Source organism: Thalassolituus maritimus (assembly GCF_900156675.1).
In the GTDB taxonomy this organism is placed as follows: domain Bacteria; phylum Pseudomonadota; class Gammaproteobacteria; order Pseudomonadales; family Oceanobacteraceae; genus Thalassolituus; species Thalassolituus maritimus.
In genome coordinates, this window is record NZ_FTOH01000005.1 from 66,891 (window position 1) to 91,299 (window position 24,409).

A 24,409-nucleotide genomic window follows, 5' to 3' on the forward strand; every position below is an offset into this window, starting at 1 on the left:
TCTTCGGACCCTTTTTTATTGCTTTAAGACTGTGATCTCCTTCCCGTGTCATTGACGCATAGCTGGCCGTTTAAGATAGTCTCTGGTAATTTCAAAGCTCTTCTACGATGAGGCACCACGATGACAGCACTCACTGGCCTACCCCGCCGATTGGTCGAGCAAGGGCTGATTGAACAGCATACCGCCGAAGATATATTCAAGATTGCGAAAAGTGAGAAACGTTCGTTCGTCACCATAGCTGTACAAAAAGCACCTGCTATTGCCAGCAGTATTTCCGCGATAGCCTCGGAAGAATTTGGCCTACCAGTACTTGATTTGAGTAGCTTCGACTTTGACGTCATTCCTGCTGACATTGTCAGCCTTTCATTGATTGAGAAGCATCGTATACTTCCACTTTTCAATCGCGGCAATCGGTTGTTTGTCGCCCAGAGCGATCCTTCACTGATTCATGCGATAGATGAGATTAAGTTCAATACCGGCATGACCATCGAGTCAGTCTTGGTAGAAGAGGACAAACTCGCCATCGCGGTTGATAAACTTATTAACGCGTCAGACACCAGCTTAGAAGATGCGTTCGGTGACTTAGACGGGGCGCTTGATAATGTCGACCTGGAAGACCCCAACGAGAGAGACAATGAAAAAGAGAATGAAGCACTACCCGGCGACGACGCCCCTATCGTTCGCTTTGTAAATAAAATGCTATTAGATGCAGTACGTATAGGTGCATCAGATATACATTTTGAGCCTTATGAAAAGAGGTACCGTGTTCGCTACCGTGCAGACGGTGTTCTAAAAGAAGTCTCACAGCCTCCCATAAACCTGTCGGCTAAAATTGCGGCGCGACTGAAAGTAATGTCTCAGATGGATATATCTGAGCGACGCATCCCTCAGGATGGTCGTATCAAGATGAAGATATCGAAGAACAAGGCCATTGATTTTCGTGTTAATACACTCCCGACCCTCTGGGGAGAGAAAATCGTACTCCGTATTCTGGACCCCTCATCCGCGAAGCTTGGAATCGATGCGCTCGGTTACGAGGAAGACCAGAAGAAACTCTATCTCGATGCACTCTCTAACCCTCAGGGTATGATTCTGGTCACGGGGCCTACCGGCTCAGGTAAAACGGTTTCTCTTTATACCGGCCTGAATATTCTGAATGTCGAAGGTACCAATATATCTACAGCCGAAGACCCTGTTGAGATCAATCTTGAGGGTATTAACCAGGTCAATGTAAATACCCGTGTCGGTTTGGATTTTGCTGCTGCCCTGCGCTCTTTCCTCCGTCAGGATCCAGACGTTGTGATGGTCGGTGAGATCCGGGATATCGAAACCGCACAGATTGCTATCAAAGCGGCCCAGACAGGTCACCTTGTGCTTTCGACCCTCCATACCAATAGTGCCGCTGAGACGCTGACACGTCTGGCTAATATGGGTGTTCCTGCTTTTAATATTGCGACATCAGTTACCCTGATCATTGCCCAGCGACTCGCGCGCAGGCTATGCCCTCAGTGCAAGGAACCTGCCGAGCTACCGGCCAATGTACTGAAAGACGCCGGATTTACAGCGGATCAAATTGAGAATGGAGAATTTTACCGCCCCGTGGGTTGTAGCCACTGCCACGAGGGGTATAAAGGTCGGGTGGGGATATATGAAGTAGTGAAGGTCACCGACCCTATATCACGCATCATCATGACCGGTGGTAATTCCATTGAAATTTCAGACGTTGCGCGTCAGGAAGGATTTGCAGACTTACGAACATCTGCCCTAAAGAAAGTACAGGCGGGCATTACAAGCCTGGAAGAGGCAAATCGTGTGACAATGGACTGACCCTCTGTCAGTATTAGAGCCTGTTACGGGACCTACAAAATATGGCTAAGCAATCAAAACAACAAAAAACCAGTACATTCAGCTGGGAAGGCGTCAATCGACGTGGCCAGGCGGCTAAAGGTGAGATCAGCGCTATTAACTCGGCCTACGCAAAAGCCCAACTGCGAAAGCAAGGCATTGAACCGCGAAGAGTTAGAAAGGCATCCCAGCCATTATTCAGCATCGGGAGTAGCCAAACTGCAAAAGTTAAGTCTACTGATATAACCTTTTTTACCCGCCAGATGGCGACGATGATAAAAGCCGGCGTTCCACTTGTTCAGGCATTCGACATTGTCAGTGATGGCACTGACAACGTGGGGATGAAAAGGGTTATTTCTGAAGTTCGTGATTCAGTTTCATCCGGTAACGACTTTGCAACAGCACTGCGAACCTACCCCAAACACTTTGATGACCTGACATGTAATCTGATTGAGTCAGGCGAACAAGCAGGTACCCTGCAAACTATGCTTGATAAGGTAGCAGTATATAAAGAAAAAACGGAGGCGCTTAAAGCAAAAATTAAAAAGGCTTTAATGTATCCATTGATCACTCTTTTGGTCGCGGTTGCAGTTACGCTTATTTTGCTAGTGAAGGTTGTTCCTTCTTTCGAGGACATGTTCAAAAGTTTTGGAGCAGAACTCCCTGCGCCCACCCAATTTGTGGTCTCAATATCTGAATTTACTCAGGAATATTACCTCTATGCAATTGCTGCGATTGTGATTATTGGCGCTACTTTATTTCACTTGTTACGAACGTCGAAAGATTTTCGCGATCGCTTCGAAGCCTTTGCTCTGGGAGTTCCGGTATTTGGCGACCTGATCAAGAAAGCTGCAATTGCAAGATACTCGCGGGTACTGTCGACAACGTTTGCCGCAGGTGTACCACTGGTCGATGCACTTGAGTCTGTTTCCGGAGCTGTTGGCAACGCAGTATATAGGGACGCTGTAATGCGTATTCGTGATGACGTGGCATCTGGCCAACAAATGCATCAGGCGATGAGAGACGCTAAAATTTTTCCTAATATGGTCGTGCAGATGACCAGTATTGGTGAAGAGTCCGGAGCACTCGACGATATGCTGGGTAAAGCCGCAGATTACTATGAAGATGAGGTCGATAACGCCGTAGATAATATGACTTCGATGATCGAACCCGCAATGATGATATTTTTGGGTGTCGTTATCGGAGGTTTGATTGTGGCTATGTACCTACCAATCTTCCAGATGGGTGATGTAATCTGATGGCTGACCTGGCTACTTATTTGTCACAAAATTTCGAAGTACTGGTCGCGTTCATTGTTATCCTCAGCCTGCTTATCGGCAGCTTTTTGAATGTTGTGATTCTGCGTATGCCGATCATGATGTTCAGAGGCTGGAAAGAAGAATGCCAGGGGATGGAAGAGGAACTCCCGGACCACCCGGCCATTAAGGACCTGAGCAAGCCCTATAACCTGGTTACTCCAGCTTCCCACTGCCCTTCTTGTTCAGCACCGGTTAAACCGTGGATGAATATTCCGGTGATCAGCTGGATTTTCCTTCGTGGCCAATGTGCGTCGTGCGGCACTCGTATTGGTTTGCGTTATCCACTGGTTGAGATCGCTACGGCAGTCATGAGCGGCCTTTTACTCCTTAAGTTTGAGTGGGGTTGGCCACTGCTGGCGATGATGGTGTTCACCTGGCTGCTGATTACGATGTCGGTGATTGATATTGATCATAAGATCCTGCCGGACACATTAACACTCGGCTTGCTCTGGCTCGGCCTTCTGCTGAATACCCAGGGAATGTTTACTGACCTTCAGTCGGCTGTTCTTGGGGCGGCACTGGGCTATGGTGTGCTTTGGGGATTCTTCTGGGTCTTCAAATTGCTCACGGGCAAAGATGGTATGGGCTACGGTGACTTCAAGCTTCTCGCCGCACTTGGCGCGTGGTTCGGCTTTCAGTCGTTACTCACCATTATCATTATGTCGAGCGTTGTCGGTGCCGTCGTTGGTATCGCAGGAGTGATTGTACTTGGACGTGATCGTCAGGTTCCCATTCCTTTCGGCCCCTATCTCGCTATGGCAGGTTGGATCGTAGCCATGTGGGGTAATGAAATCACGCAGTGGTACTTCTCGGTCATATAAGCGGCTCTTCGAATAGCTCTTACGGGGTGCCGTTGCAGGTCGCTTTTGCAGGTCGAAGGTTCAGGCCTGTTCGTTCTTTTCTTTTTAGTATTCTTTGAAGCAGGCTCTCAATCAGTATGTTTATTCTCGGCCTTACCGGTGGCATAGGCAGTGGTAAAAGCGCTGCCAGCGCGTATTTCAGAGACCAGGGGATTGTCGTCGTCGACGCCGATATTGTCGCTCGTGAAGTCGTTGAGCCAGGCCAGCCTGCCTTAGTCGCCATCGAAGAACGATACGGTGCAGAAGCCCTTCTTGATGATGGTACGCTTAACCGTCCCTGGCTACGCGCAAAAGTCTTTGCTGAACCTGATGAACGCAAATGGCTGGAAAGCCAGACCCACCCGAGAATACGGGATAGCATTATTGCGCAATTAAAAGCAGCGACATCCCCCTACGCCATTCTCGAATCTCCTCTTTTGTATGAGAGCGGTCAAAGCGAGCTGGTCGCCCGCACCCTGGTGATCGATGTTCCAGAAGAGATTCAGGTTGAAAGAGCCTGCTCACGTGATGGCAACGAGGAAGAACAGATTCGTCGCATTATTGCAGCACAGATGCCTCGCTCAGAGCGGTTGCAGAAAGCAGATGATGCAGTGGATAATTCAGGCAATCTTGAAGCCTTGTACAGTCAGCTTGCACCGCTTCATCAATCGTACCTGCAATTAACCTGAGGTGTTCGTGGAAGTTAAGTGTCCAACGTGCGAAAAAACGGTCCAATGGACCCCAAAAGAGAAGTACCGCCCTTTTTGCAGTGAGCGCTGCAAGCTGATCGACCTTGGCGAGTGGGCAAGTGAGGGGCACGCGATTCCAGGGAAACCCATGACTGATGAGCTTATGTCTGGTGATATCTCAGACGACATGTTTGCAGCTGACGAGCCCCCCAGTGATCACCTTAAACGTCATTAATAGATAATGAGGGTGACTTAAGAACGGTTGCCGTGAGCTCATCAACCGTTCGCAGGGATCTTTTCAACCAGCGCCATCAACTCCTCGGTCTTTACTTTATCAGAGGCGAATACCCTGCCGACTTCGGTGAGGTAGCCTGTCAGACTCTTGTCCATCTTCAGGCCCTCGTTGAAAACCCGGTTGGTCTCGAGGATCCCCTTCTCAAGAACCTTCTGAATTACCTGCTCCTGTTGTTCGTCCATACCCAGAAACTGAATTTCCTGCTCTATGCCATCGGCAATATCTTCCACTGCATCTGCAATACGCACCATCACGTCGTGATAGCCTTTATCGATGCCCTCCATGATGTGCGTCATACGCGATGTCAGCTTCACAACCAGCTGACTTTCCAGCTTCAGTGACTCTACATTATCGAGTGCTCCTACTCTGGCATCCAGACCCTGCAGCAGAGAAAAGACATTATCCTTAATTGCACCATATTTATTTGAGTCGTCTACCGGCATGTTCCTGACCAGAAGGGAAACACGACCATAGTTCATAATGGAGCGCTTTCCGAAGTCGACATAGCGTCCCATTTCACTGCATTCCCGCAGTAAGGTTGATTCCAGGTCCTTGGCCATCCCATTCGCTTCCATGTTCTTCTCGCCGAAACGGCTACGAATCTGAAGCGAGCTGCTGATACTGTAACTCTTGAGTGCCTGAAACAGGCGCATTCCTGCCTGATCGAGGTTCTCACACTGATTAATGTCCAGAAGAAATTGGATGTTTACTCCAAGGTCTGAAGTGTCCGACATAGCGATAAAGGCCATCTCATTAGCCTTATCCAGTTGCTGTTTAAGCTGCTCGTTGGCAATGCGGTTAAAAATCGCCTTCATCAGGCGAACCTGCAGCTCTGCGCCGTTACCAAACTGGATATGATCATCACAACCGGCATCATAGAAACCCAGCCGGGAATCCAGATCGCGCTCTTCTGTTGCCAGTACAACCACGGGTAATGGTGAAATTACCGGGTGATGTTTGAGTGCCCGAACCTGTGCCTGAGCGCCTGTTCCGTCAGCCTCTTTATCAAGCACGATAGCAAGCTTGTATTCTTCGAGGTCAGGCAGGTGAAATGTTTCCTGCGCAGTCGCAACAGCCAACAGCGAGAACTGATCTCCGAGGTTTTCCCCGAGCTTTTTTATATCGTTGCAGCCAACAACGAGGACCTTGTATTCCATAGGCGTTAAGGCATCTAGTGAGACGTATTACAAGGTTTAGTCCAGTTAACGCAAATTTACCAACGTGATTCACCATTCGATTACAAAAGCTATCCTATTGATATCTTTATCAAATTATTAATTACATACACTGCGCTACATCGCGCGTAGATGCATTCATACTGCAAAAGATAAATGGTCGTAAATTGACACTACCGGATGTTCAACATGAGCGGATCGGAGAGCTGAAATCAGATAAGCATCAGTTCTTTGGCCTTATGAATGGCCTGAGTCCGGCTGCCTGTGCCCAGCTTCACATTGATCTTGCGAGCGTGAGTTTTCACTGTGTGCAGCGAAATATAGAGCTTATCTGCGATCGCCTGATTCGACATTCCCTGAGCCATAAGGTTGAGGACATCACGCTCGCGCTCACTGAGCGCAGACCCTGGCTCATGAGCCGGATTCAGTTCTACCTTTGGCAAATCAAGAAAAGCCACCAGCCCAGGCAGCCAGCTTTGCAATTGCTGGTTTACGCCTTCTGCACGAAATGTCTTCTTCACAACGTCGATCTGGCGCATAGCTTCAGCGGGTTGTTGCAGCGTCATCAAGGCCCCAGCGCGAATCATGCGGATAAACACCGACATGAAGCCGTCCGGAGTATGACGTAACCAGCGATCAGTCAGGTCCAGGCATACCTCTGGGCGCCCAGCCATCAGGTGAAGTCTTGAGAGCGTCAGGGTGCTGAACCCCGGTAGCAACGCGCTGTATTCACAACGCGCAACGCCCGCACTGTCAGCATCCGCCAGTAACGCCTCAAGGCAATCATGAGCCCGGCGGAATTTTTTCTGTGAGATCCAGATATTCGAACGCACTGTATGCAACCAGGCGTACGCAACAAAATCGACTTGCTGTTCCTGTAAGCGACGCTCGCCATCATCAAGAACATTCAGAGCCAGGGAGTACTGCCCCTGCCCCATCAGATTAAGCGCCCGGATAGCATACCCATAGGCTGCTGCCGGGTCAGAACGCTCTTCGCATAGCAGCAATGCCTGAGTAAGAGCGGTATCCGTTGGCTCATCACTGTAACCCGTAATCCAGCCAACGGTTGCTTTCAGTATCTGCAGCCTCGCATACGCCAGACTGTTACCGCCATGCGGACTTGCTTCCAACACCTCATGGCCCTGAGTCAGAACAGATAAGCAGCGCGACGCGTGACCGCGATTAAACTCAATACGCGCATGATCCAGGTGTGCCATGCCCTCGAGTGCACTCTGGCGGGATTTCCGGGCGATATCGAGCGCAAAACGATTCCAGATACGTGAGCCATCAAGATCCCTATGCGCCAGCGATACCAGTGCCAGCATAGAGGCGGTAAGAAATCTCAGACTAAAACGTTCCGCGGGTAACATCTCCAGCGCCTGACGGCATTGCCGTTCCGCCCGGGTTAGCTCGCCTCGCGAACCTGCCATATACCCTTTTAATGCAATCAGACCGGCTTCATCTATGCCCGGTATCAAAGACAGGCGCTCGATCAGGCTCTGAGCAGCATCCAGTCGGTTAGTCAGGAGGTGCGTCCAGCACGCAATCTGCATCAGATCAGGAGACGTGTACAGCTGGTCTTCGTTCAGCTGATCAAACCAGACAGTAAGCCCTTGGGTATCCAGACTAGCGAGGATACTGTCTGACTGTTGTGCCATCCAACCGGAATCAATCACACTGTGGTCAGACTGCCCAGCATGAAATAACGCTGCAATGGCATCGTTACGATCCCGAAACCAGTTAAACGCGCGCAGGTGAATATCTCTTCGCCAATCGGCTGGGCGTAGCCGCGATAGACACTGGGCTACAATCGGATCCATTCTGAACCACTCAGGACGGCCGGGAACCTCCTGTAAGTACAGACCCAGCACCAGTAATCCCTGCATATCACCCGCTGCATAAAGGTCAGGAGCGACAGCTTTAACCAGATCATCATGAAAGGTGCCAAGCACTGCACATAAACACATGAGATCCCTCAGCGGCACAGCCAGATTTGGGATGACCTCGCCACGAAGATAATCAGACACCTCATACAGACCCAGATCACTGCTCCAGCGCTCTGGCATACCAGCACAACGCCAGGCCATGAGCCAGAGAGCCAGCCCCGCAGGCCAACCCTGCATTTTTCGCAATAACGACGGCACCTCCGCCGAGGGTAGAGTCAGTTGTTGACACTCTAACAGCGCGTTGAATTCAGATATCGAGAAGCTGAGTTGTTGAGTGGTGAGCCAGGCAATATCAGGCAATAATCCAATACTGCCTCGGGCAAACGGTAAATGACGTCCGCTGAATACGAGTTTCAGGTTCGCTGGTCTATACCGTAAAAGGAGGGTCGTAATCGCCCGGCTTTCTTCAAAATCGAGATATTCGACGTTGTCGATGATAAATACATACTGAGTGTCTTGCTGTCGCACATGCTCCAGCAAAGTTGCCACCGCTTCCATGTCGGAAAGTGACGACAAAACACCGCTACTGGTCAGGCCCAGCTCTTTCTCACACGCTCGGACCATCAACCGCGACGACTCGTCAAAACGGTCACACTGATAATATACGACTGTGTGGTCCATCTGCAGTAAAGAGATAGACGAGGATATCACCGACGTTTTCCCATAGCCCGCCGGCGCCAACAGCATTGCCACAGGCGAAGATGCCAAGGCCGCCATGAGAATATCAGAACGGTCGATATGGCTGGCAGGCGCCTCAGGACGGGTTGTCTTAACCGCAATAACGCGCGCCTCTACATCGCTAAGGTTATCGCTGGCGGGGGGTACAAACACAGTGTCAGGATCCGTGACGCAAAATTATTTACTGGGCCTATAGAAACAAATCGGACGAGCTGCGGCAACGTTGCTCTGGTTACCTTCTGTTACCAGGGCGCGACCACCACATCCAGATACCGCTGAATGCCAGAAGAAGCATTGCAAAAGCGGCGGCATCGACTATCCATATCCCCCAACGACCAAACCAGCGCCCACTGTGCATATCCTGCATCACACGCTGCCAACTGATGGACTGGTTGACGGAAGGAAGCACCTCATACGAGGCAATTCGGGCATGAGGCATAATTTCTTCAAGAGTGAGTGCATCAGTATTCAACCTCTGCCAATGATCAGGCGATCCAGCAACCAGCTGCCCCTCTGAAATCGCCGGCCTGGCGTCGTCGGCCAAACTAAGAAAAGCAGGATCAAAAGACTCAATCAGCTGATAATCGCCCGTTAGCAAGTGCCAGCCAGAGAGGCAGCTGACGAGCACATAATCCAGAGTCTCTGCAGCCCCCGTCAATCGGTCACAATCTGCTATGACCTCCTCGTCTAGCATCAGCATGCCGTTAGCAGAGTACAGCAACCCGTAGCGGCCGCGGTAGCCAATGTTATCCGGTAATACCGATTGATATGGCCAGAGCAGGACACGGCTCTGAGGGTAATGATTATCCAGCTCAAGTTGCCCGGTATGATTCAACGCAACACCGGTAATCACGAGAAGAATAAGTAGGAAAGATACCAGCAGTCCCAGGCGGCGATGCCAGCGATGCAGAAAAAAGCGGATTCTTCGTCTTAGCTGCGGTCTAGGGTTCGACGGCATTATCCTCATTCGCCCAGCGATCTAATAAGAGCGCCAGTTTAGCGACTTTCTTCATGGTACGCACTGAGTAGGTAGCGCCAGAAATGCCATCGATATGCTGAGAAAGATCTCCGCTATCAGTCAAAGCGATATTTTTGTACTGACGCGTGTATTGCGGAAGACGGATTTCATCACCCCGGACCTCCCGGAACACCATAACTTCAATGCGCTCGATGTGCCCGGACGCGGTGACTATGCCAAAGGTAATAGGCTTCTCTTTACCGATTTCACTCAGTGTCCAGAGATGCCGCCCCTCAGCGGAAAGATAACGAAGCCGTGCCTGACGAGGCGCGTCTCCTAGCAAAGCCTCAGCTTGCTGTCGGCGCTCTGGCGTCATCCAGAGCGCCGATTTTTCCGGTTCAGACTCGCTGAATACTTCAGCACTGATCTGCGCTGGCGTGTAATACGTTGTACCGGCCGACACCGGCAAACCTACTATTAGCAAGAAAGTAAAAAGCGAGCGTAACAAACCAGTCTACCTCAGAAGCTGAAACCTACACCCAGATTGTAACCAGTGGCGCTCAATTCACCAGCGGTTTCCTGACGGAAGTAATCAGCTTTCAGAACTGCAGTATCAGCCAGCCAGTAGTTCACACCGATGTCATTCTGAGTTTTCTCAGAATCATCGCTGTCGCCTGCGGCGGTGTCCCACATGCTGTTGCGGTAGAACACACCAACCTGCTCGTTGATGCGGTAAGACGGCTCAATGTAGTAACCATTTTGCTTGGACGCACCTGCTACAGCATCTTCAACATCGGAGTCGATGTTCCATTGAGCATACAGAGCGCGAATACCGAAATCACCGGTCTGATAAACCGCATGTGCTTCGAGGAGTGCAGCGCCAATTTCGTCATCGCCAGCCCCCTGAAGAATGTCATCCTGGTACTGACCAGAAACTGCCAGTTCAAGACCAGGAACTGCGGTGTACTTCAGGCGAGCGGTATAAGCCGCTTTATTTGCCGTCGCTTCAGCGACTTTTTGACGGCTGGAGCGTACTGACTCAACACCTGTCAGCAAACCATTAGCGTCAGACTCCGCAGCATTCAGACCTGAGTGCATAGCAACATCGTAGCTCAGGCCATCGGCAATTTGACCAGATACCATGACACCACCTTCCCACCATGTCGTCGGAATGATGCGCTTCTCAACGTTATTACGTTCTACGCCGTAGAAGGTTTCAGGCTCATGGGTTTCGTTCAGAATACCAACAGGCAGCAGGAACAAACCGGTTTTTACCTGAGTGTTTTCCGTTACATCCACTTCTACGTAGGCCTGCTCAAGTTCGACTTCACCCGGCTTACCTTCACCAGCAAGGCTGTGTTCAAGCTCAAGTTCAGAGAAGAAGCGTACTTTATCTGTAAATTCTTTACCGAAGAAAAGAACAAAACGGTGATAATCGATCTCGTTATCTTTTCCTTGGTTCAGATTCAGGTGCATTTCACCGTAACCACCGATATACACCGGGTTAGCTGGCCCTTCTGCTTGTGCGTCAACAGTGTCTGCCAGCGCAGCAATCTGAGCTTTCAGTTCATCAATCTGAGCTTGTGTTGCAGCATCCGCAGCAAAGGTCATGTTTGACAGAGCGATAGCGGTGCCAAGCACAGCGAGTTTTTTCATCTGGGATCTCCCAATTAATGTCATCAATTTCATCAGGTTGTTCGATTGCGACAGGGAAGATACCCGAATGCACAATACAAAAGCAAATGCTACAGATTATTACTAACAAGACTATTCCAGTATTGTATACAATCGCATTTGCAGGTTTCATACACTCACTGAAACGCACTATCTGTAGCAACTACTTCAGAGTCTTACTCCAGAGAAGCCAGAACTCCCATCGCCCCGTTCAATCAGGTAAACTCCTGAGCCATAGAATTTGCGAATCCACGCCACGAACCAGGCCCAATACAGCACATGACCATGCAAGAGACATATCAACCCCAAGCCATTGAATCTGCCGTTCAGAGTCACTGGGAAGAAAATCAGGTATACAAGGCTGTCGTCGACAGCAACAAAGAGAAGTTCTACTGCCTGTCCATGTTCCCCTACCCAAGCGGCCGTCTACACATGGGGCATGTGCGCAACTACACCATCGGTGACGTGATCTCCCGCTATCAGCGCATGCAAGGCAAGAACGTCATGCAGCCAATGGGTTGGGACGCGTTCGGTCTGCCCGCTGAAAATGCCGCGATCAAACATCAGGTCGCGCCAGCAAAATGGACCAAAGAAAACATCGCCTACATGAAAGGTCAGCTGAAATCGCTGGGTTTTGGTTACGACTGGGACCGTGAACTGGCCACCTGCGACCCTGAATACTACCGCTGGGAACAGTGGTTCTTCACCACTCTGATCGACAAGGGTCTGGCATATAAGAAAGTTTCTGCGGTGAACTGGTGTCCGAACGACCAGACCGTACTGGCGAACGAACAGGTCATCGATGGCTGCTGCTGGCGCTGTGACACCGTGGTTGAGCGCAAAGAAATTCCGCAGTGGTTTATCCGCATTACCGATTATGCGGAAGAGCTCCTGAATGATCTGGATCAGCTGGATGGCTGGCCCGATCAGGTCAAGGCGATGCAGCGCAACTGGATCGGCAAATCCCGCGGTATCCAGATGGCATTTGGCCTCAAAGATCGAGCAGACAGCCTTGAGATCTACACCACCCGTCCGGACACCCTGATGGGCGTGAGCTACGTTGCCGTCGCGGCGGGCCACCCTCTGGCGAAAGAAGCCGCCGAGAACAATCCTGAGCTCGCGGCGTTCATCGACGAGTGCAGCAAGTCCGGTACCGCCGAAGCCGACGTTGCCACCGCCGAGAAGAAAGGTCTGGCCACCGGTTTCACTGCCATTCACCCAATTTCAGGCAAAGAAGTCCCTGTCTGGGTCGCGAACTTCGTACTGATGGAATTCGGCACCGGTGCCGTAATGGCCGTGCCTGCGCACGACCAGCGCGACTGGGAGTTTGCAACTAAATACGGTATTGAGATCCAGCAAGTCATCGAACCTGCCAACGGTGAAGAGATTGATCTGAGCAAAGAAGCCTTTACCGAAAAAGGCACCCTGATCAATTCTGGTGAATTCGACGGTCTGAGTTTTGACGCAGCATTCGATGCCATTGCAGAGAAACTCAAAAGCGAAGGCAAAGGCGAGATCAAAGTTAACTACCGCCTGCGTGACTGGGGCGTGAGCCGCCAGCGTTACTGGGGCGCACCTATTCCGGTGATCCGCACACAGGACGGCGACACAGTTCCAGCACCGGAAAGCCACCAACCGGTGATTCTCCCGACCGACGTCGTCATGGACGGCGTAAATTCGCCCATCAAGAACAATCCTGAATTCGAGAACATCGAACTCGAAGGTCAGCCGGCATTCCGCGAAACCGACACCTTCGATACCTTTATGGAATCGTCCTGGTACTACGCGCGTTACTGCTCGCCGCAGGACGACACCCAGATGCTCGATCCGAAAGAAGCCAACTACTGGCTCCCTGTGGACCAATACATTGGTGGTATTGAGCACGCGATTCTGCACCTGCTGTACGCGCGCTTCTTCCACAAGCTGCTGCGTGACGCCGGTCTGGTGAACTGCGACGAGCCATTCAAGAACCTGTTGACGCAAGGCATGGTGCTGGCCGAGGCCTTCTCCTACACCACGGAAAACGGCGCTAAAGAATGGGTTAACCCACTCGATGTGACCGTTGAGCGTGACGAGAAAGGCCGCGTCATCGGCGCAAAGCGTACCGAAGACGGTCTGGAGCTGACGGCAGCGGGCATGAGCAAAATGTCGAAGTCGAAAAACAACGGCGTTGACCCTCAGGAAGCCATTAAACAGTACGGTGCCGACACCGTGCGTCTGTACACCATGTTTGCCGCGCCGCCGGAACAAACACTCGAGTGGTCTGATTCTGGCGTGCAGGGTGCCCAGCGCTTCTTGCAGCGTGTATGGCGCTTAAGCTATGAGCTGCTGCAACAAGCAAATCGTGGTGACATCGGTCAGCTGAACAAAGATGAAAAAGACGCACGCCGCAAAGTGCACGAAACCATTCAGAAAGTGAGTGACGACGTAGGCCGTCGTTACAGCTTCAATACCGGCATTGCTGCAGTAATGGAATTGATCAACACCCTGCAGAAGCAGAAACTCGATAGCGCTGGTGCTCGTGCTGTCGTCGCCGAAGGTCTGGACGCCGTGGTGCGCATGCTGTCACCAATTGCTCCGCACATTGCCCAGTCTCTGTGGGAAGCCTTTGGTAACGAGGGTCTGGTTCTGGATGCACCTTGGCCGGTGGTCGATAAAAAAGCGCTGGAGAAAGACAGTATCCTGCTGATCGTTCAGGTAAACGGTAAAGTGCGTGCCAAACTGGAAGCGCCCGCTACCGCCAGCAAAGACGAACTCGAAGCCATGGCGATGGCAGACGACAGCGTTAAAGCCCAGATTGACGGTAAAACCGTACGAAAAGTTATCGTTGTGCCCGGGAAGTTAGTGAATATTGTTGCTAATTAATGGAGCGAACTGCGTTGCTCTGGCCGTGTTAAAAACCAGATTAAAATGCTCATTTATGACGTATAAACTGCGCTTTCAATCTGGTTTTTGCCTTGCTATAGCGGCCTCGTTAACGCTCCCAAAGCACCGAGTGCGGGTAAAAACATAGCCTTCAGGGTTTCTACTTTTCGGAATTAATATGCGCCACCTGATTTTCTTATTGTCACTCACTCTGATCGCCAGCTGCGGCTGGCAACTCAGGGGTGTTTCGGAACTACCGGAAGGCTTCCGTATTATTCACGTAAGTGGTGGCCCTCAGGGCATTCGTGAACAGCTAGTGCAGCGCCTTCGGTTTAATGACGTTGTTGTACCCGAACGAGCACTCGACGCACCTGCTCAGATTGAAATTAACGAATACTCCGTAGAGCGGCGTACTCTGACAGTAAATAGCGTTGGCCAGATTGCTGAATACGAGTTCAACGCATTACTTGATGTGACCGTAATCCGTGGAGAAGAGACGTATCAATTTGTCACAGAATCCCGGCGCACTCTTAGTAATGACGTCAACAACGTCGTTGCCACACAGCAAGAAGAACGACAGTTGCGCGATGCGCTGGATTCAGACTTGCTCAGTCGCTTGATGCGCCGTCTGGAACGTCTGTAATGAAATTGCGTCAGGATCAGTTAGGGCCGCATCTCGCCAAAGAACTGGCTCCCTGCTACCTGATTTCAGGCGATGACCCGTTACTGGTCATGGAGGCTTGCGACGATATACGCAAAGCCGTCAAACAACAGGGCATTGATGAGCGCGAACTGTTTCATGCGGAAGCCGGTTTCGAATGGCGCACTCTGAGAGAAGAAGCGTCAGCCATGTCTCTGTTCTCCAGCCGTCGCCTGCTGGAACTACGCATCCCCAATGGTAAGCCTTCCGACAAAGGGGAGACGATTAAGGATCTTGCCGAGCATCCGTCGCCCGACAATATTGTGCTGATCATCTGCCCAAGACTCGATGCTAAGACGCAGAAAACCGCCTGGTATAAAGCGATTGAGAAACATGGTGTTGTACTGCCCATCTGGCCCATCGAGCGGAATCAGTACCCTGGCTGGCTGAAACGTCGCTTCCAGATGGCAGGGCTCCAGGCTGACCAGGCTGCCGTTTCTGCACTTGCTCACCAGACAGAGGGCAACTTACTGGCCGCAGTCCAGGAAATCGAAAAACTGCGGATGCTGGGCGAAACTAACGTCAGCGAAGAGCTTATCATGCAGAGTGCGGGCGACAGCTCCCGCTTCGATGCGTTCGGGCTGGCAGATGCCTGCCTTATGGGAAAGCTGGGCGAAGCAAACCGTATGCTGGGTCACCTGCGTTCTGAGGGGCACGAGCCGATTATGGTGCTGGGCGCACTGACCCGGAAGATCAGGCAACTGATTGCATTAAAGCCTTGTCAGGGGGCACAAGCACTCTCCGAGGGTTTCCGGTCTCAGGGCGTCTGGCCAAGACAGCAGGCCCCTTATAAAGCAGCCCTTCAACGTCTGTCGATGAAAGATCTCCACAGAGCACTGAACACTGCGGCAGAGGCAGACCTGGCCGCCAAGGGCAGCGGCGACGACGCTTGGCTCAAAATGGGGCAAATAGTCATTATCCTGTCAGGTCAGGCAGACAAACTCTTTACATTGACCTGAAAAGAACCGTTAGCTCAGTCACACTTTTTTCCGATTGCCGCTGCCATACTCTTCTGAGTGATCCAATCAGCCTGAATTTGTACTCTGCCAGCCATATGGCTCACGACGACTAATCACGCGTCATGATATCGACAGAATTTGGCAATTAAGATTTCGGAAGTGTAGCCAGTGCCGTCATACCGGATTCATAATCCGGTAAAAAAATAAGCGGTTTCAAAACCGCGTGCCTGATGGAGATTAAAATGAACACAGTAGCCCAGCAGCAGAACAGCGATCTCGTATGGGATCTTGAGAAACTCAATCAGCACAAACGTGCGATGAATTTCGTAAAGCAGTTCGAAAACCGCTTCTGTGTATTCTCAACTTCCGTACGTCAGCTTTACACCAATTACAGTATTTTCTTCCCGGAAGAAGCACACCGCCAGATGGTGATTCTTCCAGACCCTTACGCCTTTCACGATACCTTCAGCCACCTGAACCCTGATGCTGTCAGTGCCACAGGCCTGCATGTTATTCCGGGTAACCTGATAGGCAAGCAAGGCTTGTATCTGGTGATTTCTCACAAGGATAAGAAGGTTCGTTCGGTGCCTATTCCGTTCCAGGAAGGTATGCGTCAGATTCTTCGCCGAACAAACAGCGACGATCCTTTCCTGCCCGTATTGATGAAAGGTGACCTACGTGAGTTCAACGACAAACTGCCTTGCCTGCACTTGCATCGTCTGCGTCTGAGCGAACTGTCTGGGCTGTCATCTCTGGAGCGTGAAAGTATCCGCAGCCTGATCACAGATAAGCTGATGGATCTCTACCAGAAGTCTGCGACTTTCAACACCGGCAGCTGAACCAAAAGTCTGAAATCTCAGGCGGTTTCTTTCGATGGGTCGTGGTAATAGGCCCGAACCAGGCGCGCTAACCCTTGTCGCCACGCCTTATTCTTAATCCCAAACGTGTGGAACAGAGACGTGTGATCAGCAACAGGTGCCCACACCTCCGGTGTCATCCCCCCCTCCTGAGTAGTCAGCTCTACGGCCGTCAAATCTTCAAACTGACGCGCCTCTGCCAGCAAGGCTTCTGCAAAGGTGTATGATGAAACCGGCTCAACGCCAGAAAAATGATAAGTTCCCCAGAGATCCTCTGCGAGATGAATCTGACGAAGCATCGCCAACACCACGATCGCAACATCGTCGACGGGGGTCGGTTCAAACTCACGCTGCATATCTAACGCCAGCGAAGGCTCTGAACGGATGACGCTGAGAATACGACTGGCAAAGTCGCTGCCATCGAGCGTTAGCAACTGCCCAACTCGAAGAATAATATGCTGAGGATTCTCGGCCACCAGTATTTCCAGCTCAGCAAAAGCCTCACTCAATTCACTGGTATTGTCGGCAGGTGACTGCTCCTTCACTGCTTCTTTGCTGCCCAGGTATCGATGCAAGGTGGAGAGCAACACCACCAGAGCACCCTCTTCCTGGGCCCGGCCAATCCAGAATTTAGCAGACTCAAAATCGGTGGTTTCATTCAGCGCTGGCGAAATTACATACACCGGTCGGGCACTGGACTGCAACATCGGACGCTCAGTGCTGGCAATAGACACGCCGCGATGAATGAGATTCTGTTCTGCCAGAAAGCGACAGAGATAACGACCTATTGGGCGGTCTGCACCAATGACGTGGGTGTGAAAACTACTGATAGCCAAGCGCGTATTCCGAGTATGGAGTTCAAAAAAGCAAGGTTACCACTGCAATCCTTAGACAGCACGCGGGATTTAATCGACGGCCAGTGACAATTCACAGATCACATTCTGATTCCGTAATGCATCATTTCTGTTGGGATACATGCGAACGTCGTTGAGGCCGATAAGTAGAGCCAGACCTCCAGTAAGGCCGACAAACCCGGCTCTGTGCTCTTCAATAAACGGGGAATGTAACGCTAGTCCTTGTGCAAGCGCTTCATTGCGTATCATGCCTCCAGCCAAGGGATCTACGCAATCTCCCGGGCGACGAAATAGAGCGATCGACTGTGGACTGATGACAAGAGCATTGCCATTGACCAGCTCAGCCTCAGCCACAGGAGTACCGTCTACCAGCGTCAGAAGCTTCCAGGCACGGATCAGATCAGATGAATTTTCAATAATCATAGACAAAAATGGCGACTTAAAAGTCGCCAGTGTACCCCACCCGAAAGCCCCTCAGAAGAGCTCAATTTCGCTGTCACCGCCACCCTCGTCCCGGCGGCGCCGATCGTTGACTTCGGCAAGCACCATATCCTGCAGGTCCAGCAGCTCATCATCCGTAAGCTGGCTGATATCCAGAGCCTGAAACGTACGCGCTAATGCCGCCTGTGCCTGGTAACAATGCTGGTGAGCCGGACCGCTACCTGGGACGGTAACACCACTGGTGCCGAATACGGGCTTTTTACAATACACACAATTGAGTGACATAACTCTCCTTCGGGAGAAGTTGTTGACCTTCTTTGTGAGAGTATAGCCAGTGATTCCAGTTTCGCATGCGAGGTGAGGTCAACCCCCGACCTTTACACAGTTGCAACTACTCGAAATTCACCGACTTCTCAGCACGGTTGCCAAACTTATCTTCGACAACCAGCGTCCAGCGAGTACTGTTGCCAATGATCTGGCATGGCACCATAACGTGACCAGGGTAAGACACAAAACCATCACAACGGTCACCCATAACGCTTTCAAGCCAGACCGACTCAATACCACGGCCATCATCATATGCCATTCCCGATAGGCTCTTCGTCTCGTCGAGCCATTCTATATTCCCAATCACCGGGGCATCGTAATCCGGATAGTCGGCTTTATCCCAAGGGTCCGTACCATCCCGCGCTTCAATCGAGTTGCTAAAGCCGTCGCCGTCCAGATCGGCGTCCGTGTTATCCCCGATGCCGTCGCCATCAAAATCTGCCCATTCTGTCGGATCAGACGGAAAGGCGTCCACGTCATTGCTGTATCCGTCATTGTCTCGGTCATCATCCAGCTCATCCGGAATACCATCACCATCGGAGTCCGGCGGTGTACTGGTGCTGTCGTATGGATCATACGATAGTTCGCGCTCATAGCGATTAATGATGCCATCACCATCAATATCCGGGTCACTGTTGTCCCCAACACCGTCCCCGTCAGTATCGCTCCATTCCTTGCGATTCAGTGGGAATACATCGCTGTCGTTCGGGACTTCATCACCATCAATGTCTTTGTCCAGGGCATCTGGAATACCGTCCCTGTCCATGTCTGAAGGGACACTTAAAGGGTCTCGTGGATCTGTGCCCAGCCGAACTTCATACTCATTGCTGATACCATCACCATCGATGTCGAGATCGATATTGTCACCTTCACCGTCTCCGTCCAGATCAGACCATTCCAGAGGGTTGTCAGGGAATGCATCTTCGTCATTCAGGTAGCCGTCACCATCTCTGTCCTGGTCAACAACGTCGGGAATTCCGTCGCCATCAGCATCACGGGGCACAGAGCTGGCATCTGCAGGATTCGTCCCTGCCTGTTCCTCGTAGACGTTATCGATGCCATCACCGTCGCGGTCTCTGTCGCGATTATCGCCGATGCCGTCACCATCCAGATCAAACCACTCGGACGGGTCACGCGGAAAGAGGTCAATTTCATTGCCAATGGTGTCACCGTCGAGGTCAGTATCCAGTTCGTCCGGAATACCGTCCCCATCAAAGTCGTTCGGGACACTGTCAGCATTGTAAGGGTCAAAGCTCAGGGTAAGCTCAAATTCGTTATTGATGCCGTCGTTGTCGATGTCTTCATCTGAGTTGTCACCCAGACCATCGCCATCAAAATCCGCCCACTCAGAGCCGTCCTCAGGGAAGGCGTCATCTTCATTCAGATAGCTGTCACCATCGATGTCATCATCCAGTACATCGACAATGCCGTCTTTATCCAGGTCACGTGGCTTACTCTCAGGATCTAAATCGTCTGAACCCGCGGTCTGCTCGACTTCATTGCTGAAGCCATCATTATCCCTGTCAGGGTCGCGGTTATCACCGATACCGTCACCGTCAGTGTCTACCCACTCTTCGCCATCCGACGGGAATACATCGACACTGTTATCGACGCCGTCACCATCGAGGTCAGAGTCGAAGTAATCTGGCATGCCATCACCATCGACATCCGACGGCTTGCTATCCGGATCAAGAACGCCGGTGCCAAGATGCATTTCGAAAACGTTCGGAATACCGTCGTTATCAGCATCAGGATCTTCGTTGTCCGGGATACCATCGCCGTCGGTATCCGCCCACGCCGCACTGTTGTCCGGGTAGAGATCGACATCGTTAGCAAAACCATCGCCATCACGGTCATCATCAAGGGTGTCAGGAATGCCGTCACGATCCGTATCGGCTGGCGCTGAGAAACGGTCATCCGGATCAGTACCCGCCTCCTCTTCGAAGCTATTGGCTACGCCATCACCATCACGGTCGGAGTCTGTATTGTCACCCGTTCCGTCGCGGTCAAGGTCTGACCACTCGTTTTTATCCAGCGGGAAGGCGTCGTCGACGTTAGGGACACCATCGTTATCCATATCAGGGTCAAGCAGATCTGGTATACCATCTCTGTCGCGGTCTTTCGGACGGGAGCTGGCACGCGTTGGGTCAAAGCCAAGCTTTTCCTCGTACTCGTTGCCAACCCCATCACCGTCGAGGTCCTGATCCGTGTTGTCGCCTACACCATCGGCGTCCGTATCCTTCCAGTCGTTCGGGTCCTGCGGAAAGGCGTCTTTCTGATTCGGCACTCCATCATTGTCCATATCATCATCAATAGAATCAGGAATACCATCACCATCGATGTCTGTCTGGTCAGGGACATCCGGGTCAAAACCGGCAGCCGCCTCGAGAAAGTTCGGGAGTCCATCACCATCACGATCCGGGTCCTGAGCATCTGCGATGCCATCATTATCGAGATCATCAAGGGCCGAATGGGCAGGCAGTGACAGCGCCGCTAATATCGCCAGCGCAAGTGGTGTACGCCACATAGTTCTTTTTATTCCTAAGGCTGTGTTCTGGCCAGATCAGGCTGGCATTCAACCGGACGATTTTTATCAGTCACCAGAATACCGGCAACGTCTTTATCATTCTGTGGTCTGAGTAACAGATAGCCACTCTCACAGAATGCTTCTTTGCCGGAAGACTTTTCGGATACTTTGACGGAATACTCGGGGCTCAGTGACAACAGCTTGAATTCAGCCACAGTAGCCCGGTCTTTCTCTTCAGGAAACTTAATATAACCGTAATGTTTGAGGGCCAGTACAGTAACGATGACACCAACAATAAACCCGATAAAGCTCCACTTCGCTTTGTCCGGTTCGTTGTATTGCTCAGGTGTACTTTCAGTCATGCTTATTTCTCCGGAGATTCGCCCCACAAGGGCATCAGCTTGTGATCAATGCCGAGTTGATTCAGTATACGCGCGACAATAAAGTCGATCAGATCATTGATGCTTTTCGGGTCATGGTAGAAGCCAGGGCATGCGGGCATGACCGTCGCTCCCATACGGGTCAGGGTCAGCATATTCGTCAGGTGTATTTCAGAAAATGGCGTTTCGCGAGGCACAAGAATCAGTTTACGCCGCTCTTTCAGGGCAACATCTGCCGCACGCTCAGTCAGATTATTGCTTGCCCCGGTAGCCACCGCTGACAAGGTACCCGTACTGCAAGGACAGATCACCACGGGGCCTGGCTGACCTGAGCCCGATGCCCACGGCGCCATCCAGTCTTCCCGGCCGTATACCCTGACATCATCCTCACCACAGCCGTAGTATTTCTGCAATTCCCGCGCCTGTGCCTGAGGCTTGGCCGGTAGCGTCAGCTCAGTCTCAGTTGCCAATACAAGCAGTGCCGCTTTTGAAAATATGAAGTCCGCACCGACACCCGCCGCGATTAAAGCCTGCCCGAGTCGCAGCGCATAAGCAGAGCCAGAGGCTCCTGTCACTGCAATAAGGATTCGGCCAGCATCAGCCATACTTTTCCTCCAGAGCCTTGGCTAAACGTCGGGGCATATTATCAAAGCCTCCGTTGGACATCACAAGGATACGGTCTCCCGGGCGCGCGTCATTGACGACCGCATCGACTATTTCCGCTGTCGATTGATAAGAATGTGCAGGGGCACGACACGCCCTCACGACATCCGACAATGACCAGCTGATATTTTCAGGTTCAAACCAATACGTGCCGTCAGCATCGTTTACCGAGCCCGCCAGTGTCCCTTTGTGAACGCCCGCTTTCATGGTGTTAGAACGTGGCTCCAGAACCGCAAGCAAACGTCCGTCAGTGTTAGTCAGCTGAGCCTTCGCCCCCTGAAGCGTGGTCGCGATCGCGGTTGGATGATGCGCAAAATCATCATATACAGGAATTGCGCCTTCGGGGTTCACAAGCTCCATGCGCCGTTTCACCGATTGGAACTCAGCAAGTGCCTCCGCCGCAACAGCCGGGCTGACGCCCACATGAAACGCTGCCGCCATGGCCGCCACGGCGTTACTGACGTTGTGAGCGCCAGACAAGCTCCAATGGATGGGATACGCCTCGTCACGGACAGTCACTTCAAACTGACTGCCATCGGGCGCATTCATCGTCCATTGCCAGTCAGCTCCGGCCGATGAAAAAGTCGCCTGACTACTCCAGCAGCCCATCGACATCACACGATCAATTGCCTCACAGTCGGCTGGGCGAATGACCTGCCCGCTTTGAGGAATAGTACGGATGACATGATGAAACTGGCGTTCAATCGCCGCCAGATCAGGGAAGATATCGGCGTGATCAAACTCAAGGTTATTGGCTATAAAGGTTCGCGGGCGGTAATGCACGAACTTTGACCGCTTATCGAAAAAAGCCGTATCGTACTCGTCTGCTTCGATAACAAAGAAAGGACTATCTCCCAACGTTGCAGAAGATGTGAAGTTCTCAGGGACACCGCCAATAAGATACCCTGGAGACATCCCCGCGAACTCAAGAATCCACGCCAGCATACTGGCGGTGGTGGTTTTGCCGTGAGTCCCTGCAACCGCTAACACCCAGCGGCCCTGAAGCACGTGGTCGCCTAACCATTGAGGGCCTGAGGTATAGGGAATACCCCGCTCCAGCACATACTCTACCGAAGCGTTGCAACGTCCCATGGCATTGCCAATAACAACAAGATCAACATCTTCAGGGATCCCCGCTGGATCAAACCCTTGCGTCAACGCAATGCCCGCCTGCTCCAGCTGATCACTCATCGGCGGATAGACACCGTGATCGGATCCTGAGACATCATGCCCTAATGCTTTTGCCAGCTGTGCCAGTGACCCCATGAAGGTGCCGCAGATTCCCAGAATGTGAAGCTTCATTCGTCGACCAGTTATTTTACAAAGCGGTTAGTTTACACGGCCACTGCCGTCTCCCCAACAGCCACTGAATTTCCGCACAGATTAAGGTAGTATGCGCCCATTACTTAAATCAGGACTATGAGGTTCGGAGCATGCAGCGCCTGCGCACTTTTCTCGACAACCACTGTAAGGATTCAGACGTCGCCAACATTATTGAAGGTCTGACGGTTACCTGTAAGGATATTTCACATCGCCTGCACCTGGGTGCACTGGCAGGCGTACTTGGCAGCGCCGGACAGGAAAACGTGCAGGGAGAGTCTCAGAAGTTGCTGGATGTGATCTCTAACGACCTCATCAAAGAGTGTCTCGCAGCGATGCCTGCGGTGCGCGGTCTCGCCAGTGAAGAGGAGCCAGATCCGGTTGCCTGTAACCCAGAGGGTGACTATCTGGTTCTGTTCGACCCTCTCGACGGTTCATCCAACATTGATGTGAATGTCACTGTGGGAACCATTTTTTCTGTACTGAAAGCAGCCCCGGGGGCTGATGGTGGCGACGAAGCTACGTATCTGCAGGCTGGCAATAAGCAGGTAGCTGCAGGCTATGTTCTGTACGGCCCTTCGACCCTATTAGTGTTCAGTACTGGCGAAGGTGTCCACAGCTTCACCCTGGACCCTCGTATCGGTGAGTTCGTACTGCAACGCGACAATATTCAGGTACCTGCGGAAACTCAGGAGTTCGCCATCAATATGTCGAACCAGCGTTTCTGGTTACCACAGATGCAGAACTATGTCGCAGACCTCCTGCAAGGCGAAGAAGGCCCTCTGGGTAAGCGTTACAACATGCGTTGGATTGCGTCTATGGTGGCTGAGATACACAGAATTCTGACACGTGGCGGTATATTCATGTACCCGTTCGACAATCGTGACCCTTCAAAGCCAGGCAAGCTCCGCCTGATGTACGAAGGCAATCCGATGAGCATGCTGATCGAGCAGGCTGGCGGTAAAGCCAGTACCGCCTTTGAAGATATTATGGAAGTTGCCCCTGACGCGATCCACCAGCGTGTGTCTGTCGTTATGGGCTCAGCAGACGAAGTTGAGAAAGCCTGTTCCTACCACAAGTAAGGGACGCCCTCTCTTC

General features: G+C 51.7%; 22 protein-coding genes. 10 read left to right on the forward strand and 12 right to left on the reverse strand.

Annotated features, from left to right (window positions below; genetic code table 11):
- Nucleotides 1-120 precede the first annotated feature (120 nt).
- The 5 genes from pilB (at nucleotide 121) to yacG (ending at nucleotide 4,927) form a co-directional block, all read left to right on the forward strand.
- Nucleotides 121-1,827 carry a type IV-A pilus assembly ATPase PilB gene (pilB, locus tag BW941_RS08930; RefSeq protein ID WP_076515339.1) on the forward strand — a complete coding sequence of 569 codons (1,707 nt, stop codon included), beginning with the start codon at nucleotides 121-123 and terminating at the stop codon, nucleotides 1,825-1,827.
- A 41-nt stretch (nucleotides 1,828-1,868) separates the two neighbouring features.
- A complete protein-coding gene (locus BW941_RS08935; RefSeq protein ID WP_076515341.1) occupies nucleotides 1,869-3,104 on the forward strand; it encodes a type II secretion system F family protein in 1,236 nt (411 codons plus the stop codon).
- Entirely contained in the window at nucleotides 3,104-3,985 is an 882-nt protein-coding gene (locus BW941_RS08940) for a prepilin peptidase (protein WP_076515343.1), read from the forward strand. The genes BW941_RS08935 and BW941_RS08940 overlap by 1 nt, the downstream gene beginning before the upstream one ends.
- A 116-nt stretch (nucleotides 3,986-4,101) precedes the next feature.
- Complete coding sequence (coaE, locus tag BW941_RS08945) at nucleotides 4,102-4,692, forward strand: dephospho-CoA kinase (RefSeq protein WP_076515346.1); 591 nt, start codon at nucleotides 4,102-4,104, stop codon at nucleotides 4,690-4,692.
- Between the two features lie 7 nt (nucleotides 4,693-4,699).
- Complete coding sequence (yacG, locus tag BW941_RS08950; protein ID WP_076515348.1) at nucleotides 4,700-4,927, forward strand: DNA gyrase inhibitor YacG; 228 nt, start codon at nucleotides 4,700-4,702, stop codon at nucleotides 4,925-4,927.
- Between the two features lie 41 nt (nucleotides 4,928-4,968).
- On the opposite strand, the gene BW941_RS08955 is transcribed toward yacG, so the two are convergent.
- The 5 genes from BW941_RS08955 to BW941_RS08975 all read right to left on the reverse strand — a co-directional run bounded on the left by BW941_RS08955 (nucleotide 4,969) and on the right by BW941_RS08975 (nucleotide 11,400).
- Nucleotides 4,969-6,144, reverse strand: coding sequence for a response regulator (locus BW941_RS08955; RefSeq protein ID WP_076515350.1), 1,176 nt, complete (start codon nucleotides 6,142-6,144; stop codon nucleotides 4,969-4,971).
- 230 nt (nucleotides 6,145-6,374) lie between these two features.
- Nucleotides 6,375-8,939, reverse strand: a complete 2,565-nt coding sequence (locus BW941_RS08960; protein WP_076515352.1) for a LuxR C-terminal-related transcriptional regulator — start codon at nucleotides 8,937-8,939, stop codon at nucleotides 6,375-6,377.
- Nucleotides 8,940-9,018: 79 nt separating this feature from the next.
- Complete coding sequence (locus BW941_RS08965) at nucleotides 9,019-9,744, reverse strand: PepSY domain-containing protein (RefSeq protein ID WP_076515354.1); 726 nt, start codon at nucleotides 9,742-9,744, stop codon at nucleotides 9,019-9,021.
- On the reverse strand, nucleotides 9,728-10,207 hold the full coding sequence (locus BW941_RS08970; protein ID WP_068443356.1) for an FMN-binding protein: 480 nt from the start codon (nucleotides 10,205-10,207) through the stop codon (nucleotides 9,728-9,730). The genes BW941_RS08965 and BW941_RS08970 overlap by 17 nt, the downstream gene beginning before the upstream one ends.
- A gap of 56 nt (nucleotides 10,208-10,263) precedes the next feature.
- Nucleotides 10,264-11,400, reverse strand: coding sequence for a porin family protein (locus BW941_RS08975; RefSeq protein WP_076515356.1), 1,137 nt, complete (start codon nucleotides 11,398-11,400; stop codon nucleotides 10,264-10,266).
- A 303-nt stretch (nucleotides 11,401-11,703) separates the two neighbouring features.
- Between BW941_RS08975 and leuS the strand changes: the two genes are divergently transcribed.
- The 4 genes from leuS (at nucleotide 11,704) to BW941_RS08995 (ending at nucleotide 16,781) form a co-directional block, all read left to right on the forward strand.
- Nucleotides 11,704-14,283 (forward strand): leucine--tRNA ligase, encoded by a 2,580-nt coding sequence (leuS, locus tag BW941_RS08980; RefSeq protein WP_076515750.1) that lies wholly within the window; start codon nucleotides 11,704-11,706, stop codon nucleotides 14,281-14,283.
- A gap of 178 nt (nucleotides 14,284-14,461) precedes the next feature.
- A complete protein-coding gene (locus tag BW941_RS08985) occupies nucleotides 14,462-14,926 on the forward strand; it encodes an LPS-assembly lipoprotein LptE (RefSeq protein WP_076515358.1) in 465 nt (154 codons plus the stop codon).
- Nucleotides 14,926-15,942 (forward strand): DNA polymerase III subunit delta, encoded by a 1,017-nt coding sequence (gene holA, locus BW941_RS08990; RefSeq protein WP_076515359.1) that lies wholly within the window; start codon nucleotides 14,926-14,928, stop codon nucleotides 15,940-15,942. Before BW941_RS08985 ends, holA begins: the two co-directional genes overlap by 1 nt.
- Nucleotides 15,943-16,184: 242 nt before the next feature.
- Nucleotides 16,185-16,781, forward strand: coding sequence for a hypothetical protein (locus tag BW941_RS08995; protein ID WP_084188794.1), 597 nt, complete (start codon nucleotides 16,185-16,187; stop codon nucleotides 16,779-16,781).
- 17 nt (nucleotides 16,782-16,798) lie between these two features.
- On the opposite strand, the gene BW941_RS09000 is transcribed toward BW941_RS08995, so the two are convergent.
- The 7 genes from BW941_RS09000 to mpl all read right to left on the reverse strand — a co-directional run bounded on the left by BW941_RS09000 (nucleotide 16,799) and on the right by mpl (nucleotide 23,293).
- Nucleotides 16,799-17,635, reverse strand: a complete 837-nt coding sequence (locus BW941_RS09000; RefSeq protein WP_076515363.1) for a sugar nucleotide-binding protein — start codon at nucleotides 17,633-17,635, stop codon at nucleotides 16,799-16,801.
- A gap of 69 nt (nucleotides 17,636-17,704) precedes the next feature.
- Nucleotides 17,705-18,082 carry a hypothetical protein gene (locus BW941_RS09005; protein ID WP_139325804.1) on the reverse strand — a complete coding sequence of 126 codons (378 nt, stop codon included), beginning with the start codon at nucleotides 18,080-18,082 and terminating at the stop codon, nucleotides 17,705-17,707.
- A 45-nt stretch (nucleotides 18,083-18,127) separates the two neighbouring features.
- Nucleotides 18,128-18,379, reverse strand: coding sequence for a DUF2175 domain-containing protein (locus BW941_RS09010; RefSeq protein WP_076515367.1), 252 nt, complete (start codon nucleotides 18,377-18,379; stop codon nucleotides 18,128-18,130).
- 106 nt (nucleotides 18,380-18,485) lie between these two features.
- Entirely contained in the window at nucleotides 18,486-20,948 is a 2,463-nt protein-coding gene (locus BW941_RS09015) for a thrombospondin type 3 repeat-containing protein (protein ID WP_076515369.1), read from the reverse strand.
- A 14-nt stretch (nucleotides 20,949-20,962) separates the two neighbouring features.
- Nucleotides 20,963-21,310, reverse strand: a complete 348-nt coding sequence (locus tag BW941_RS09020; protein ID WP_068438999.1) for a PA3694 family proteiin — start codon at nucleotides 21,308-21,310, stop codon at nucleotides 20,963-20,965.
- Nucleotides 21,311-21,312: 2 nt separating this feature from the next.
- On the reverse strand, nucleotides 21,313-21,933 hold the full coding sequence (locus BW941_RS09025) for a flavin prenyltransferase UbiX (protein ID WP_076515371.1): 621 nt from the start codon (nucleotides 21,931-21,933) through the stop codon (nucleotides 21,313-21,315).
- Entirely contained in the window at nucleotides 21,926-23,293 is a 1,368-nt protein-coding gene (gene mpl / locus BW941_RS09030; protein WP_076515373.1) for a UDP-N-acetylmuramate:L-alanyl-gamma-D-glutamyl-meso-diaminopimelate ligase, read from the reverse strand. Before mpl ends, BW941_RS09025 begins: the two co-directional genes overlap by 8 nt.
- A 131-nt stretch (nucleotides 23,294-23,424) precedes the next feature.
- Here mpl and BW941_RS09035 point away from each other — a divergent pair, with 131 nt between their 5' ends.
- Entirely contained in the window at nucleotides 23,425-24,393 is a 969-nt protein-coding gene (locus BW941_RS09035) for a class 1 fructose-bisphosphatase (protein ID WP_076515375.1), read from the forward strand.
- Nucleotides 24,394-24,409 lie beyond the last annotated feature (16 nt).